Origin of the sequence: Rhodoferax sp. WC2427 (assembly GCF_040822085.1) — a bacterium.
In the GTDB taxonomy this organism is placed as follows: Bacteria; Pseudomonadota; Gammaproteobacteria; order Burkholderiales; family Burkholderiaceae_C; genus Rhodoferax_B.
Genome location: NZ_CP162006.1, coordinates 3,054,592 through 3,070,382, shown reverse-complemented (window position 1 = coordinate 3,070,382; position 15,791 = coordinate 3,054,592). Strand labels below are relative to the sequence as shown.

Genomic DNA, 15,791 nt, shown 5'->3' with positions numbered 1-15,791 from the left:
CATGTCCAAACAATTTGACGTGATTGTCATCGGCGGCGGCCCCGGTGGCTACATTGCCGCCATCCGCGCGGCCCAGCTGGGCTTCAACGTGGCCTGTGTCGACGAGTGGAAGAACGCCAAGGGCGGCCCCGCACTGGGTGGCACCTGCACCAATGTCGGCTGTATTCCCTCCAAGGCGCTGCTGCAGTCCAGCGAGCACTTTGACCAGGCAGGTCACCACTTTGCCGACCACGGTATCGAGGTCAAAGGCCTGGGCCTGGATCTGGCCAAGATGGTCGCCCGCAAGGACACCGTGGTCAAGCAGAACAACGACGGCATCCAGTACCTGTTCAAGAAGAACAAGGTCACCTTCTTCCACGGCCGCGGCTCGTTCGTGGCGGCGGTGGACGGCGGCTATGCCATCAAGGTCGGCGAGGAATCACTGGTCGGCAAGCACATCGTGATCGCCACCGGCTCCAACGCCCGTCCATTGCCCGGCACACCGTTTGACGAGGAAACCATCCTGTCCAACGACGGCGCTTTGCGCATGGGTGCGGTGCCCAAGAAGCTGGGCCTGATCGGCTCCGGCGTGATCGGCCTGGAAATGGGCTCGGTTTGGCGCCGTCTGGGTTCTGAAGTCACCATCCTGGAAGGTCTGCCGACTTTCCTGGGTGCGGTGGACGAGCAGATCGCCAAGGAGGCCAAAAAAGCCTTCGACAAGCAAGGCCTGAAGATCAACCTGGGCGTGAAGGTCGGCGAGATCAAGAAGGCCAAGAAGGGCGTGAGCATTGCCTACACCGATGCCAAGGGCGAAGCCCAGACGCTGGACGTGGACAAACTCATCGTCTCTATCGGCCGCGTGCCCAACACCATTGGTTTGGGTGCCGACGTGGTTGGCCTGCTGCTCGACGACCGCGGTGCCATCATTGTGGACGGCGACTGCAAAACCAACCTGGCCAACATCTGGGCGATTGGCGACGTGGTGCGCGGCCCCATGCTGGCGCACAAGGCCGAGGAAGAAGGCGTGGCGGTCGCCGAGCGCATTGCTGGCCAGCATGGCCATGTCAACTTCAACACCGTGCCCTGGGTGATCTACACGAACCCCGAAATCGCCTGGGTCGGCCAGACCGAGCAGCAGCTCAAGGCTGCAGGCAAGGCCTACAAGGCGGGCAGCTTCCCGTTCCTGGCCAATGGCCGGGCACGGGCTTTGGGTGACACCACCGGCATGGTGAAGATGCTGGCCGATGCGGTCACGGACGAAATTCTGGGCGTGCACATCGTGGGCCCGCAGGCCAGCGAGCTGATCGCCGAATGCGTGATGGCGATGGAATTTCGCGCCAGCGCCGAGGACATCGCCCGCATTTGCCATGCCCATCCTTCGCTGAGCGAGTCCACCAAGGAAGCCGCTTTGGCGGTGGACAAGCGCACGCTCAATTTCTAAAACGATCTTGGGTATAAAAATGGCTGCTAGCGCCCGTGCAATGGGCGCTAGCAGCTATTTCATTTATAGCAATCGGAGTTCTTTCCTTTGAGCGTCAAACAAGCCTATGAGGCCGAACTGGCCCAGCGCGGTTACACCGCCGACCCGGCGCAGTTGCGCGCCGTCGATGCCTTGGAGCGTTGCGCCACCGAGTGGGCCGCGTACAAAGAAAAGCGCTCCAATGGCTTCAAGAAGCTGATTTTCCGGCCCGAGATTCCACGCGGCGTGTACATGTACGGCGGGGTGGGGCGGGGCAAGAGCTTCTTGATGGACTGCTTCTTCAACGCCGTGCCGCTGAAGCGCAAAACCCGGCTGCACTTCCATGAATTCATGCGCGAAGTGCACCGCGAGCTGGCCGACCTGCAGGGCACGGTGAACCCGCTGGACGAACTGGGCGCGCGCATAGCCAAGCGCTACAAGCTGATCTGCTTCGATGAGTTCCACGTGGCCGACATCACCGACGCGATGATCCTGCACCGGCTGCTGGACGCGCTGTTTGCCAACGGCGTGGGTTTCGTCACCACCTCCAACTTCAAGCCCGACGACCTCTACCCCAACGGCCTGCACCGCGACCGCATCCTGCCCGCCATCGCGCTGCTGAATGAAAAGCTGGAAGTGCTCAGCGTAGACAACGGCACCGATTACCGTAGCCGCACGCTGGAGCAGGTCAAGATCTACCACATGCCGCTGGGCCCGCAGGCCGACAAGGAGATGGCCGAGGCCTTCACCCGCCTGGCCGAAACCCAGGACGAAGACCCGGTGCTGCACATCGAAGCCCGCGAAATCCAGGCCCGGCGCAAGGCCGGTGGCGTGGTGTGGTTCGACTTCAACACCCTGTGCGGCGGGCCGCGTTCGCAAAACGACTACCTGGAGATCGCCAGCCAGTTCCACACCGTGCTGCTGAGCAATGTGCCCGCGATGGGGGTCAACATGGCGTCGCCCGCGCGGCGCTTCACCTGGCTGGTGGACGTGCTGTACGACCGCCGGGTCAAACTGATCATGTCGGCCGCCGTGCCGCCCGAAGAGTTGTACACCGAAGGCCCGATGTCACACGAGTTTCCGCGCACCGTGTCGCGCCTCAACGAGATGCAGTCGGTAGAATTTCTGGCCTTGGAAAGGCGCATTGTGGACACCCATCTGACATGAATAAATACTGGATAAGCCTGTTGTGCGTGCTAGCGAGCACCCCGGTCCTGGCACAAATTGCCGACGGCGGCCTGGAAGTCGCTGCCGAGCATGCCCGCATCGATGCCGAGCGCCAGCGGATCGAAAAGCGCTTTGCCTACGAGGAAGCCGCCTGCTTCCAGAAGTTTGCGGTTAACGACTGCCGCGATGCCAGCCGCGCCCGCCGCCGGGCCGATATGGCCGATCTGCGCCGCCAGGAAATCTCGCTCAACGACGCCGAGCGCAAGCGCAAGGGCGCCGAGCAGTTGCAGCGCATGGAACAGGCCGCCGCCGCCAAAGACGAGCCGCCGGTGGCCGTGGGCACTGCCACCCCGCGCAGCACGGCCGCCCCCCGCACCCACGCGCCCACCGAGCCGCGCAAACCCTATGACGCGGCCGATGCCACCAAGGCCCAGGCCGCGCGCAAGGCCACGGCCGACAGCAAGGCCCGCAAGTTCAAGGAGGAAGAAGCCGTACGCGCCCGCCGTGCCGCCGATGCGGCCGCTGCCAACGAACCCGCCCGCTACGCCAAAAAGCTGCAAGAAGCCGCGGACCACAAGGCCGATCTCGCCAAGCGCAATGCCGCCCGAACCAAGGCCAAGGCAGCCCCGCTGCCAGAACCCGCGCCTTGAGCATGAATGCTCCTATTATTTACTATCAAAATAGGAGCTTGTCACGCTGATTCCATCAGCGTGGGCTGCCCATTGAATGCCTGAAAAAAGGCCCTAAAACCACAAGACTGCCTACGGCAGCTTCTCGAGCGCGCCGGTGGGTTCGGCCATCACCCGGGCGGTGTCGCTCAGGTTGGCCAGGATGTGGTTGGCAAAGTAGCTGTTTTGCGTGTCCGGCTCCAGCGCGGCCAGCACCAGGTTGCCCAGGGGTTGGCCCAGCGGTACGTAATAACTCCCTTGCGGGGTATCCACCAGGCTGCGCACCAGTTCTACCTCTACCCGGTTGACGGGCTGGGCATCGGCAATGCTGCCGCGCACGTCTTGCCGCGCGCCGGTGCTGTGGCCGGTGGCGCGGTAGAGCTCGCCCCGCACCGATCCGGCATCCACCACCCGCATCACCTGCACGCCCAGCAGTTGCAGCCGGTCCACGGCGGCGGTGGCGGCCGCCGACAGCCAGTAGCCGCAGGGCCGGGGACGCGCCTTCAGGGTTTGCAACTCCAGCGCCGAGTTCCAGTCCACCGAAATCGTTTTGTCGGCCCCGGTGCTGGGGTTGAGCATGGTCAGGTCGTACTGGGCGCTGGTGGGGCCGGCCTCGACCACCGCCTGGCTGCGGCAGGCCTGGCTGCTGACCTCGCGGTCGATGAAGGAGCGCAATTGGCCCATTTGCTCGGCCCGGGCGGCGGTGCTTTGCAGCATGCTGACCATGGCGGTGACCTGGGTGTGCACGCGGCGCTGGATGTGCATGCGGCCAATGCCCACGCCGCGGGTTTCCAGCAGCATGCTGACGGTGTTTTTCAGGCCGTTGACGTTGCGCCCGGTGTCGGGCTGGGTGCCGCCCATGGACACCACGTGGTCGTCGATGTCGGTGGAGGTGGTGTAGTACCACTCGCTGCTCAGGTTCTGTACCTTCAGCGCGGCCACGGCCGGGCGCCGGTACCACTCTTCGGATGCCCGGGTCAGGAACTCGGGCAGGTTGGCCGTCATGGCGTATTGCAACAGGGCATCAAACTTCTGGATGGCGCCAAATTTCTGCAGGTAGCGGCCCACCACGGTGTACTCGTGCGCGTCCATCACCACCGTGGGCTGGTAGTCGCGGGTGAGCGTGGCCAGGGCGCGGGCCTCGGGGCTGTTGAGCAGCAGGTGGTCGCGGTTCATGTCGATGCCGTTGGCGGTGGCGCGCTGGTCGGTGGCGGCCCCGTCGGGGTTGGCCCGCGGCACGATCAGCACATTGATCTTGTCCAGCAGCGGCTCCAGCAGGCCTTGGGCCAGCTCGCGGGCCACCACCAGCGCGGCTTCACTGCCTGCGGGTTCGTTGCCGTGCTGCTGGGCCACGATCAATACGGTGGGCCGCCCGGTGGCGATGATGGTGGGCCCGTCCGGGCTGCTGGCGCGGGTCAGCAGCAGGGCTTCCAGGGGCTTGCCTTGTTGCGAGTGGCCCAAGCGCAGCACGCTGGCATGGACGCCGCGGCTGGGATGGTTGCTGAGCTGCTCTAGCCAGGCGGAAACTTCCGTGTTGCTGCTGAAACTGGTGCGTCCGGTTTGCAAGCCGGGCGTGCTGTAGGCGATGGACGGGTCCGGGAAGCGGGCGGCGACGGCGGCGCCGTAGGGCGCGCCGTCCGGGGGGAGGGCCTCGGGTGCATCGCCGGACCGGGTGACCGGCTGGATGACAACCGGGTCAACGCTCGCCGCTGCGGGTTTCGCGGGTGCTGCCGCGGGCCGGGAGGCCACTGCGGGCGTGGCGGGCGGTTGCCATGGCGGCAACGGTGTCGATCCGCAGGCAACCAGTGCCAGGACCGCTGCCGCGCTGACCAGCTTCAGGCTGAGTGTGGCGCACGCCGGGGTCGCGCGGGGGAGCCGTGGGCTATTGCTGGAAACCATGGTGTGGATGCTCCTCCATCTTTGGGTTCCGGCATGTTACCCGGGCCCTGGTCCGTGCCGGCTCAAATTGCGCTCCACAGCGCAGGCAGGCCGGGCAAGGTGCGGAAGATGCGGCTGATGGCCCCGCTGCGCACCATCTCGGTGGCGTGGGCGATGTCGGGCGCGAAGTAGCGGTCGTGGTCCATGCGGGGAATCTGGTCGCGCAGCGCGGCGTGCAGCAGCTCCAGCGGGGCCGAGCTGGTCAGGGGCCGCAAGAAGTCGATGCCCTGGGCGGCGGCCAGCCATTCGATGGCCAGAATGTGCGCCGTATTGCTCACCATGGCCTGCAGGCGGCGCGCGGCGAAGGTGGCCATGGACACATGGTCTTCCTGGTTGGCACTGGTGGGCAGGCTGTCCACGCTGGCGGGGTGGGCCAGGGACTTGTTTTCCGAGGCCAGCGACGCCGCGGTGACGTGCATGATCATGAAGCCGCTGTGCAGCCCGGCATCGGCCGTCAGGAAGGGTGGCAGGCGCGAGACGCTGCTGTCGATCAGCATGGCGATGCGGCGCTCGGCAATCGCGCCCACCTCGGCAATCGCCAGGGCCATGCCATCAGCGGCCAGGGCGACCGGCTCGGCGTGGAAGTTTCCGCCAGAAACCATGACTCCATCGTCGGCAAACACCAGCGGGTTGTCGGTAACCGCGTTGGCCTCGATCAGCAAGATGCGGCTGGCGTGGCGCAGCTGGTCCAGGCAGGCGCCCACCACCTGCGGCTGGCAGCGCAGCGAATACGGGTCTTGCACCCGGTCGTCGCCGCTGGCGTGCGACTGGCGGATGGCGCTGCCCGCCAGCAGGGCGCGGTAGTAGCGGGCCACGTCGATCTGGCCGGGCTGGCCGCGCAGCGCGTGGATGCGCGGGTCGAACGGGCCGTCGCTGCCGCGTGCGGCCTCGACCGACAGGGCCCCGATCAGCAAAGCCGCTTCCAGTACCGGCTCGAAGATGAACAAGCCGTGCAGCGCCAGCGCCGCCGAGGTCTGGGTGCCGTTGATCAGCGCCAGGCCCTCCTTGGGGCCCAGTGTGAGCGGCGCGATACCGGCCTGGGCCAGCGCATCTGCGGCGGCCATGCGCTGGCCATCGACCCACATTTCGCCTTCGCCCAGCAGTGCCAGCGTCATGTGCGCCAGCGGGGCCAGGTCGCCGGAGGCGCCCACCGAACCCTGCGACGGCACATGCGGCACCAGCCCGGCGTTGTGCACCGCCAGCAGGGTGTCCACCACCACCTCGCGCACGCCGGAGTGGCCGCGCGCCAGGCTGGCGGCCTTGGTGGCCAGCATCAGCCGCACGATGGGCGCGGCCAGCGGCTCACCCACGCCCACGCTGTGCGAGCGGATCAGGTTGAGCTGCAACGTGGCCAGCTGCGCCTTGCTGATGCGCTGGTTGGCCAGCTTGCCAAAGCCGGTGTTGACCCCGTACACCGGCGCATCGCCATCGGCGGCGGCCTGCACCAGCGCGGCACTGGCGCGGATGCCAGCGCGGCAGGCGGGGTCCAGCGCCAGCGGGGTGACACTGCTGTGGATGTGTTGGAGTTGCGCCAGGGAGAGTTGGCCGGGGGTGATCAGCATGGGGGGCTCGCTTTCGTCAAATAATGGCTGCGACTGTACTTGTGTAGACATGACTAGTCAACCACGTACAACTACAATCCAGGTATGGTTTTTTTACGACAATCGCCGCTGGCGCCCCCGGAACCCGCCAACCAGGCGCCGTTCGCCCGGGTCAAGGCGCATCTGAAAAAAGAGTTGTCGCAAGGCCGCTGGCCGCCGGGCAGCCTGATGCCGTCCGAGCCCGAACTGGTGGCCCAGTTCCAGGTCAGCCGCATGACGGTCAGCCGGGCCCTGCGCGAGTTGCAATCCGAGGGCCTGGTCACCCGCCTGCAGGGCGTGGGCACCTTCGCCGCGCACCTGGGCTCGGTGTCGTCCAATCTGACCATCCACGACCTGCAACAGGAAATCGCCGCCCGCGGCCACCGCCACCACGCCGTGGTGCACCTGGCGCAGGAAGAACCCTGCCCCGAAGCGATCGCCCAGCCGTTTCGCCTGGCCCCCAGCACGCGGGTCTTCCACACCCTGCTGGTGCATTTTGAGAACGACGTGCCCATGCAGTGCGAAGACCGCTACGTGAACCCCGCCTGCGCACCCGACTACCTGCAAAACGACTTCACCCAGCTCTCGCCCACCTATTACCTGCGCACCGTGGCCCCGCTGTGGGAGGCGCAGTACACGGTCGAAGCCAGCCTGCCCACCGCGCAGGAAGCCGAACTTTTATGCATCGACCCCAGCGCCCCTTGCCTGGTGGTGGTGCGCAAAACCGCCAACGCCGACGTGCCCATCACCCTGGCCCGCCAGGTACATCCTGGGGCACGCTACCAGCTCAACGGACATTTCAAGCCATGACGACCTTTCAAGCCCACCGCGTCTCCGTCGCCCCGATGATGGACTGGACTGACGCCCATTGCCGCTATCTGCACCGCCTGCTGTCCCGCCATACCTTGCTGTACACCGAGATGGTGACCACCGGTGCGCTGCTGCACGGCGACGTGCCGCGGCATTTGCGTTTCAATGCCGAAGAGCATCCGGTGGCCTTGCAACTGGGCGGCAGCGAGCCGGCGGACCTGGCCCGCTGCGCACAGTTGGGCGAAGAGTGGGGTTACGACGAGATCAACATCAACTGCGGCTGCCCAAGCGAGCGGGTGCAGCGCGGTGCGTTTGGGGCCTGCCTGATGGCCGAGCCGCAGCTGGTGGCCGACTGCGTGCGGGCCATGCGCGACGCGGTGGATGTTCCGGTCACGGTGAAGCACCGCATTGGCGTGGACAAGACCGAGAGCTATGAGTTTGTGCGCGACTTTGTGGGCACGGTGGCCGAAGGCGGTTGCACCACCTTTATCGTGCACGCCCGCAATGCCTGGCTCAAAGGGCTTTCGCCCAAAGAAAATCGCGAAATCCCGCCGCTGCGCTACGAGCTGGTGCACCGCCTCAAACGCGACTTTCCGGCGCTCACTTTCTCCATCAACGGCGGCTTCACCACCGAGGACCAGATTGCCGAGCAGTTGACCCAGCTCGACGGCGTGATGGTGGGGCGCGAGGCCTACCACAACCCCTGGTTTCTGGCCGGCTGGGACGCGGCGTTTTTTGGCGCGGCCCCCAGTGAGGCCACACGCGAAAGCATCGAGGAACAGATGGTGGTGTACATGGAGCGCATGGCCGCCGAGCAGGGCACGGGCTGGTACAGCATTGCCCGCCACATGCTGGGCCTGCGCCACGGCCTGCCGGGTGCGCGGCGCTGGCGCCAGGTGTGGAGCGACCACCGCCTCAAGGCCACGCCGCCGCGCGAGGTGATGGCGATGGCGCATACGCGTTACGGCTTTGACGAGACGAAAAGCGCCTGACCTTGCTTGCTTGGGCCGGACCTACTTGGCGCCTATGCAGGGCTGGAAGATATCCAGCGCGGGCTGGTAGACGCTGGTGGCCACGCCCAGCAGGCCCAGCACCGAATGGAAGTAGTTGTCGTGGCTGATGCGCACGTCTTGCTGCTTTTGCAGGCAGGCGGTGGCCACATGGCTGCGCTGCTCGTAAGCCGGGGACAGCCAGGTGATCCAGGGCACATGCTTTTGCACGTCGGGGGCGATGTCATAGGGCAGGCCGTGCAGGTAGATGTTGTTTTCGCCCAGTGATTCACCGTGGTCGGCCACGTACACCATGGCGGTGGCGTTGCCGGCCTCTTTGCTTTTCAGCCACTGGATGGCGCTGGCCAGCACGTGGTCGGTATAGGCGATGGTGTTGTCGTAGGCATTGACCAGCAGGGTCTGGCTGCAGTCCTGCAGGTTGTTGCTGGTGCATTCGGGCAGGAACCTCTTGAAGGCTGCCGGGGTGCGCTTGTAGTAGGCCGGGCCGTGGCTGCCCATCTGGTGCATCAGCACGACTACGCCCTTGGCGCGGCGCTCGGCGGGCAGTTCGGCAATGCGGGCATCGAGCAGGCGCAACATGATTTCATCAAAGCACTCGCCGTCGATGCACAGGTCCTTGTCTTTGACCTGGGCGGTGCTGGTATGGGGCACGCGGTCGCACACGCCTTTGCAGCCCGCCTGGTTGTCCAGCCACACCACGCCCAGACCGCTGCGCTGCAACACGTCCAGCAGGCCCTCGTAGTTGGCTTTGCGGCCCTCAAAGCCCTGCTTGCCCAGGTGCGAGAACATGCAGGGTACCGAGGCAGCGGTATTGGTGCCACACGACCAGGCGTTGCGGTAGCTGGCCAGGTGCTCTTTGGCCAGCTCGGGGGTGGTGGGGCGGGCGTAGCCGTTCAGGGTGAACTGGCCAGCGCGTCCGGTTTCGCCCACCACCAGCAAGAGCAGGGGGGGCTTGCCGGGGGCAGGGCGCAGCTGCGCATCCTGCCCGATGGGCAAAATGGTGCGCTCATCGCGCTTGAAGGGCTTGGCGGCAATGTCGCCCAGCGCATAAAACGCGTTCAGCGGATTGATCAGGTAGCGCTGTTCGGTGTGGTTGCGCATCAGCGACGAGAAGTCCTGAAAAATCAGCAACAGGCTGCCCACCAGCACCCCCAGGGCCAGCGCCGCGCCCAGCAGGTTGCCACCGATCTGGCGCAGGGCCGAGCGGCGCGGGGTGCGCTGCCGCCACAACCAGATGCTGGGCAACACGGCCATGACCAGCACCGTGGCCAGCATCCGCAGGTTCACCAGGTCGCGCGTCTCGCGCACATCGGTTTCCAGCGCGTTGACCAGCATGGTGGTGTCGATCACCACGCCGTACGACAGCATGAAATGCGCCCCAAACGCTGCCGCAAACAACGACAAGGTGATGAAGGGCTTGAGCGTCCAGCGCCAGTTCAGCAGGCTAAACAGCAGCGCCATGGCGGCCGCAATCGTCACGGCAAAGCCCGCCCCGACCGCCAGGCCGCGCAGGTTTTGGAGCTCGGGCATGCGCGCCCATTCACGCCACAGGGGGATGTTGCAGACCGTGGCAATCCACAGGCTAAAAATCAGCACCAGCCAAGCAGGGTGGCGGGTGCGGCCCGTGCGGGCGCTGTCATACAAGGGCATCAGGGCATCGGGTCGGTAATGTTAGGGCGTGACTGCCAGGCCAAGAGCGCTGGCATGGTGTGCCATGTGGTCCGCCATGAAGCTGCTGATGAAGTAGTAGCCGTGGTCGTAGCCGGTGTGGCGTCGCAGCAGCAATGGCTGGTTGACGGCCTGGCAGGCGGCTTCAAAGATATGCGGGTTAAGCTGCGGTGCCAGGAATTTATCGGCCAGGCCCTGGTCGATCAGAATGCCGTGGGGGTAGGGCGCCTCGGTTTTGGCTGCCATCAAAAACACGGCATCGTGCGCGGGCCAGGAGGCGTTGTCTGCACCCAGGTAGCCAGTGAATGCCTTTTGCCCCCAGGCGCACTGGGTGGGCGCGCAGATGGGCGCAAAGGCCGATACCGACTTGAACAGGCCGGGGTACTTGAGCGCCAGCGTCAACGCGCCATGCCCGCCCATCGAATGGCCGAAGATGCCGATGCGCTCGGGGTCGATGGACAGTTCTTCCACCAACATGGGCAGCAGCTCTTTGACGAGGTAGCTTTCCATGCGGTAGTGGGTGGACCAGGGTGCCTCGGTGGCATCGATATAGAAGCTGGCGGCCAGGCCAAAGTCCCAGCTGTCGGATTCGCCCGGCACATTGGCACCGCGCGGTCCGGTGTCGGGGGCGATCAAGGCCATGCCCAGTTGCGCGGCGTACTGCTGCGCCCCGGCCTTGGTCATGAAGGTTTCTTCATTGCAGGTCAGGCCTGCCAGGTAGAGCAGGGCGGGCACCCGGCCGGAGGCTCCGGGCGGCATGTAGACCGCAAAGCGCATGGGCAGGCCGATCTCCGAAGAGTCGTGCTGGTAGAAGGTCTGGATGCCGTCAAAGCAGGCATGCTCTGAGAGGGTGGTGAGCGTGCCCATCAGAACAGCACCACACCACGGATCGATTCACCACTTTTCATCAGGTCAAACCCCTTGTTGATATCTTCCAACGGCATGGTGTGGGTGATCAGCGGGTCGATGCTGATCTTGCCCTCCATGTACCAGTCCACGATCTTCGGCACGTCGGTGCGCCCGCGCGCGCCGCCAAAGGCCGAGCCCTCCCATTTGCGCCCGGTCACCAGCTGGAACGGCCGGGTGCTGATCTCGGCCCCGGCTTCGGCCACGCCGATGATGATGCTGCGGCCCCAGCCCTTGTGGGTGCATTCCAGCGCCTGGCGCATCACCTGGGTGTTGCCGATGCACTCGAAGCTGTAGTCGGCGCCGCCGTCGGTCAACTGGACGATGGCATCGACGACATTCGGGACCTCTTTGGGGTTGATGAAGTGGGTCATGCCGAACTGGCGGGCCATGGCCTGGCGTGCGGGGTTGATGTCCACGCCGATGATCTTGTCGGCCCCTACCATCTTGGCGCCCTGGATGACGTTCAGGCCGATGCCGCCCAGGCCGAAGACGACCACGTTGGCACCGGCTTCGACCTTGGCGGTGAACAGCACCGCGCCGATGCCGGTGGTGACGCCGCAGCCGATGTAGCAGACCTTGTCAAACGGTGCGTCCTTGCGGATCTTGGCCAGGCTGATCTCGGGGGCCACGGTGTAGTTGCTGAAGGTGGAGGTGCCCATGTAGTGGAAGATGGGTTGGCCATCCAGGCTGAAGCGGCTGGTGGCGTCGGGCATCAGGCCCTTGCCCTGGGTGCCGCGGATGAGCTGGCACAGGTTGGTCTTGCGGCTCAGGCAGAACTTGCACTGGCGGCATTCAGGGGTGTAGAGGGGGATGACGTGGTCGCCCTTTTGGAGGGTGGTGACACCGGGGCCGACATCGACCACGATGCCTGCACCTTCGTGGCCCAGGATGGCGGGGAAGATGCCTTCGGGGTCGGCGCCGCTGAGGGTGTAGTAGTCGGTGTGGCAGATGCCGGTGGCTTTGATCTCGACCAGCACTTCGCCGAACTTGGGACCGTCCAGGTCCACGGTTTCGATGGTCAGGGGGGCGCCTGCTTTCCAGGCGACGGCGGCTTTGGTTTTCATGGCGAGATCCTTGCGGCTGGCAAAGCTTCAACTATAAGCGGACGCAGCCAGTTCCCTACCGAGGCGCTACAGCATTTTTATAAGAAATAGGCCTCTCGCGCTGATGGAATGAGCGTGAGCAGCTCCTAAAGAAATAGCAAAAAAGTTTTGACCCCAGCCATGAAAAAAGCCCCTTGGCGCAGGCGCCAGGGGGCTTTGAATCAACGCCAGGGCAAACCTATGCAAAGAACTTTTTCAGCTTATCCGTCCAGCTGTCGCCGGTGGGCGAGTGCTTGCCGCCGCCCTTTTTGAACGACTCGTCGAGCTCGCGCATCAGCTTGCGCTGGTGCTCGGTGAGCTTGACCGGGGTTTCCACCGTGATGTGGCAGTACAGGTCGCCCGGCGAGCTGTCGCGCACGCCCTTGATGCCCTTGCCGCGCAGGCGGAACTGCTTGCCCGCTTGCGTGCCTTCGGGGATGTCGATGGCGGCCTTGCCGGACAGGGTGGGCACTTCGATCTCGCCACCCAGGGCGGCGGTGATGAAGCTCACCGGCACCGAGCAGTGCAGGTCGCCGCCGTCGCGCTCAAAGATGTCGTGCTTCTTGGTGCGGATTTCGATGTACAGGTCGCCCGAGGGGCCGCCGTTGGAGCCCGGCTCGCCATTGCCCACGCTGCGGATGCGCATGCCGTCGTCGATCCCGGCCGGAATTTTGACTTCCAGCGTTTTCTGCTTCTTGACCTTGCCCTGGCCGCTGCAGACGGTGCAGGGGTCGGGGATGACCTTGCCCGCGCCGCGGCAGGTGGGGCAGGTTTGCTGTACGCTGAAGAAGCCCTGGCGCATCTGCACCGTGCCCTGGCCCGCGCAGGTGCCGCAGGTCTTGGCCTGGGTGCCGGGTTTGGCACCGCTTCCGTGGCAGGTATCGCAGGCTTCCCAGGTGGGGATACGGATCTGCGCTTCCTTGCCGCGGGCGGCTTCTTCCAGCGTGACTTCCATGGCGTAGCTGAGGTCGGCACCGCGGAACACCTGGCGGCCACCGCCGCGGCCACCGCGGCTTTGGCCGAACATGTCGCCAAAAATATCGCCAAAAGCCTCGGCGAAACCACCGCCCGCAAAGCCGTCCGCCCCGGGGCCGCCGCGCATGTTCGGGTCGACACCGGCAAAGCCATGCTGGTCGTAGGCGGCGCGTTTTTGCGCGTCGCTCAGCATTTCGTAGGCTTCCTTGATTTCCTTGAACTTGTCCTCGGAACCCTTGGCCGAATCGCCCTGGTTGCGGTCCGGGTGGTGCTTCATCGCCAGCTTGCGATAGGCTTTTTTGATTTCTTCCTCGGAGGCATTTTTGGGAACGCCGAGGGCTTCGTAATAATCTCTTTTGCTCATGCTGCAATCACTTTCTCAATACGGCGATCGGGGTTGAGCCAGACCCGCGCTAAGGGGGGAACCAGGTAGCTCGCTACGCAAAAAGCCGCGCCGAAGGTCCCAAGGGGACCATCCGGGCGCGGCGCGGGTTGAAAAGCCAGCGGCTTCTCAGTTAGCCCTTTTTGACTTCTTTCACTTCGGCATCGACTACGTTGTCGTCGGCAGCTTTGGCGGCTTCGGCTTCAGGGGCGGCACCTGCATGGGCACCGGCTTCGTCGGCAGCCTGCTTGGCTTGCATGTCGGCGTACATCTTTTCGCCCAGCTTCTGGCTGACGGTCATCAACGCAGTGTTCTTTTCGTCGATGGCGGCTTTGTCGTCGCCCTTCAACGCTTCTTCCAGCGACTTGATGGCGGCTTCAATGCTTTCCTTTTCGGCGGCGTCGATCTTGTCGCCGTACTCGGTCAGGCTCTTCTTGACGCTGTGCACGCTGGCTTCGCCCTGGTTACGGGCCTGCACCAGTTCCAGCTTCTTCTTGTCGTCGGCCGCGTTGAGTTCGGCATCTTTCACCATTTGCTGGATTTCGGCCTCCGTCAGACCCGAGTTGGCCTTGATGGTGACCTTGTTTTCCTTGCCGGTGCCCTTGTCTTTGGCGCCGACGTGCAGGATGCCGTTGGCGTCGATGTCGAACGACACTTCGATCTGCGGCGTGCCACGGGCTGCTGGCGGAATGCCTTCGAGGTTGAACTCGCCCAGCAGCTTGTTGACGCTGGCGATTTCGCGTTCGCCCTGGAACACCTTGATGGTCACGGCAGGCTGGTTGTCGTCGGCAGTGGAGAAGGTCTGTGCAAACTTGGTGGGGATGGTCGTGTTCTTGACGATCATCTTGGTCATCACGCCGCCCAGGGTTTCGATGCCCAGCGACAGCGGGGTCACGTCCAGCAGCAGCACGTCCTTGCGGTCGCCGGAGAGCACCTGGCCCTGGATGGCGGCGCCTACGGCCACGGCTTCGTCAGGGTTCACGTCCTTGCGGGGTTCCTTGCCGAAGAATTCCTTCACCTTCTCTTGCACCTTGGGCATGCGGGTCATGCCGCCGACCAGGATAACGTCGTGGATGTCGGCCGCGCTCACACCGGCATCCTTGATGGCGGTGCGGCAGGGGGCGATGGTGCGCTCGATCAGTTCTTCGACCAGGGCTTCCAGCTTGGAGCGGCTGAGCTTGATGTTCAGGTGCTTGGGGCCAGAGGCATCGGCCGTCACGTAGGGCAGGTTGATGTCGGTCGAGGCGCTGTTGGACAGTTCGATCTTGGCCTTTTCAGCGGCTTCCTTCAGGCGCTGCAGGGCCAGCACGTCCTTGGACAGGTCGACGCCGGACTCTTTCTTGAACTCGGCAATGATGAAGTCGATGATGCGTTGGTCAAAGTCTTCGCCACCCAGGAAGGTGTCGCCGTTGGTAGACAGCACTTCGAATTGCTTTTCGCCATCGACATCGGCGATTTCGATGATGGAGATGTCGAAGGTACCGCCGCCCAGGTCATACACGGCAATCTTGCGGTCGCCCTTTTCATGCTTGTCCAGGCCAAAAGCCAGGGCAGCTGCGGTGGGTTCGTTGATGATGCGCTTCACGTCCAGACCGGCAATGCGGCCTGCGTCCTTGGTGGCTTGGCGCTGTGCGTCGTTGAAGTAGGCGGGCACGGTGATGACGGCCTCGGTGACGGCTTCACCCAGGTAGTCTTCGGCGGTCTTCTTCATCTTGCGCAGAATGTCGGCGCTGACCTGCTGGGCCGAGATCTTGTTGCCGCGCACTTCGACCCAGGCGTCGCCGTTGTCGGCTGCCACGATCTTGTAAGGCATCAGATCGATGTCTTTCTGGACTTCTTTTTCGGTGAACTTGCGGCCGATCAGGCGCTTGACGGCGTACAGCGTGTTCTTGGGGTTGGTGACCGCCTGGCGCTTGGCGGATGCACCGACCAGCACTTCGCCGTCTTCCTGGTAGGCCACGATGGAGGGGGTGGTGCGGGCGCCTTCGGCGTTTTCGATCACGCGGGGCACATTGCCTTCCATGACGGAAACGCAGCTGTTGGTGGTGCCCAAGTCAATGCCAATAATTCTTCCCATGATTTTGTCCTTTGATTTGTGTAAGGGGGCGGGCTTCAATCAAAGCCCTGTTGCGTTCAAGGTGCGGATCACTTTTGCCACTTCAAG

At 64.4% G+C, this 15,791-nt stretch carries 12 protein-coding genes; 5 read left to right on the top strand and 7 right to left on the bottom strand.

The genetic code is table 11. The features are described 5' to 3' along the window. The first annotated feature begins 1 nt into the window (after position 1). The 3 genes from lpdA to AB3G31_RS14455 all read left to right on the top strand — a co-directional run bounded on the left by lpdA (position 2) and on the right by AB3G31_RS14455 (position 3,255). Entirely contained in the window at positions 2 to 1,420 is a 1,419-nt protein-coding gene (lpdA, locus tag AB3G31_RS14465) for a dihydrolipoyl dehydrogenase (protein ID WP_367846781.1), read from the top strand. A gap of 87 nt (positions 1,421 to 1,507) precedes the next feature. Then, a complete protein-coding gene (zapE, locus tag AB3G31_RS14460; RefSeq protein WP_367846780.1) occupies positions 1,508 to 2,605 on the top strand; it encodes a cell division protein ZapE in 1,098 nt (365 codons plus the stop codon). Beyond that, positions 2,602 to 3,255 carry a hypothetical protein gene (locus AB3G31_RS14455; RefSeq protein WP_367846779.1) on the top strand — a complete coding sequence of 218 codons (654 nt, stop codon included), beginning with the start codon at positions 2,602 to 2,604 and terminating at the stop codon, positions 3,253 to 3,255. The genes zapE and AB3G31_RS14455 overlap by 4 nt, the downstream gene beginning before the upstream one ends. A gap of 111 nt (positions 3,256 to 3,366) precedes the next feature. Here the strand turns inward: AB3G31_RS14455 and AB3G31_RS14450 are convergent, their stop codons facing one another. Both AB3G31_RS14450 and hutH read right to left on the bottom strand, forming a co-directional pair. Continuing rightward, positions 3,367 to 5,172 (bottom strand): M14 family metallopeptidase, encoded by a 1,806-nt coding sequence (locus tag AB3G31_RS14450; RefSeq protein WP_367846778.1) that lies wholly within the window; start codon positions 5,170 to 5,172, stop codon positions 3,367 to 3,369. Between the two features lie 62 nt (positions 5,173 to 5,234). After that, positions 5,235 to 6,773: a histidine ammonia-lyase gene (gene hutH, locus AB3G31_RS14445; protein ID WP_367846777.1), complete on the bottom strand. Its 1,539-nt coding sequence runs from the start codon at positions 6,771 to 6,773 to the stop codon at positions 5,235 to 5,237. 84 nt (positions 6,774 to 6,857) lie between these two features. Here hutH and hutC point away from each other — a divergent pair, with 84 nt between their 5' ends. Both hutC and dusA read left to right on the top strand, forming a co-directional pair. Next, positions 6,858 to 7,601 carry a histidine utilization repressor gene (hutC, locus tag AB3G31_RS14440; RefSeq protein ID WP_367846776.1) on the top strand — a complete coding sequence of 248 codons (744 nt, stop codon included), beginning with the start codon at positions 6,858 to 6,860 and terminating at the stop codon, positions 7,599 to 7,601. Then, positions 7,598 to 8,593 carry a tRNA dihydrouridine(20/20a) synthase DusA gene (gene dusA / locus AB3G31_RS14435; protein WP_367846775.1) on the top strand — a complete coding sequence of 332 codons (996 nt, stop codon included), beginning with the start codon at positions 7,598 to 7,600 and terminating at the stop codon, positions 8,591 to 8,593. Before hutC ends, dusA begins: the two co-directional genes overlap by 4 nt. A gap of 21 nt (positions 8,594 to 8,614) precedes the next feature. On the opposite strand, the gene AB3G31_RS14430 is transcribed toward dusA, so the two are convergent. The 5 genes from AB3G31_RS14430 to dnaK form a co-directional block, all read right to left on the bottom strand. Then, positions 8,615 to 10,261: a phosphoethanolamine transferase gene (locus tag AB3G31_RS14430; protein ID WP_367846774.1), complete on the bottom strand. Its 1,647-nt coding sequence runs from the start codon at positions 10,259 to 10,261 to the stop codon at positions 8,615 to 8,617. A 21-nt stretch (positions 10,262 to 10,282) separates the two neighbouring features. After that, complete coding sequence (gene fghA / locus AB3G31_RS14425; RefSeq protein ID WP_367846773.1) at positions 10,283 to 11,146, bottom strand: S-formylglutathione hydrolase; 864 nt, start codon at positions 11,144 to 11,146, stop codon at positions 10,283 to 10,285. Beyond that, positions 11,146 to 12,252 (bottom strand): S-(hydroxymethyl)glutathione dehydrogenase/class III alcohol dehydrogenase, encoded by a 1,107-nt coding sequence (locus AB3G31_RS14420; protein WP_367846772.1) that lies wholly within the window; start codon positions 12,250 to 12,252, stop codon positions 11,146 to 11,148. The genes fghA and AB3G31_RS14420 overlap by 1 nt, the downstream gene beginning before the upstream one ends. A 217-nt stretch (positions 12,253 to 12,469) precedes the next feature. Beyond that, on the bottom strand, positions 12,470 to 13,609 hold the full coding sequence (gene dnaJ / locus AB3G31_RS14415; RefSeq protein WP_367846771.1) for a molecular chaperone DnaJ: 1,140 nt from the start codon (positions 13,607 to 13,609) through the stop codon (positions 12,470 to 12,472). Between the two features lie 151 nt (positions 13,610 to 13,760). Then, complete coding sequence (dnaK, locus tag AB3G31_RS14410) at positions 13,761 to 15,704, bottom strand: molecular chaperone DnaK (RefSeq protein ID WP_367846770.1); 1,944 nt, start codon at positions 15,702 to 15,704, stop codon at positions 13,761 to 13,763. Positions 15,705 to 15,791 lie beyond the last annotated feature (87 nt).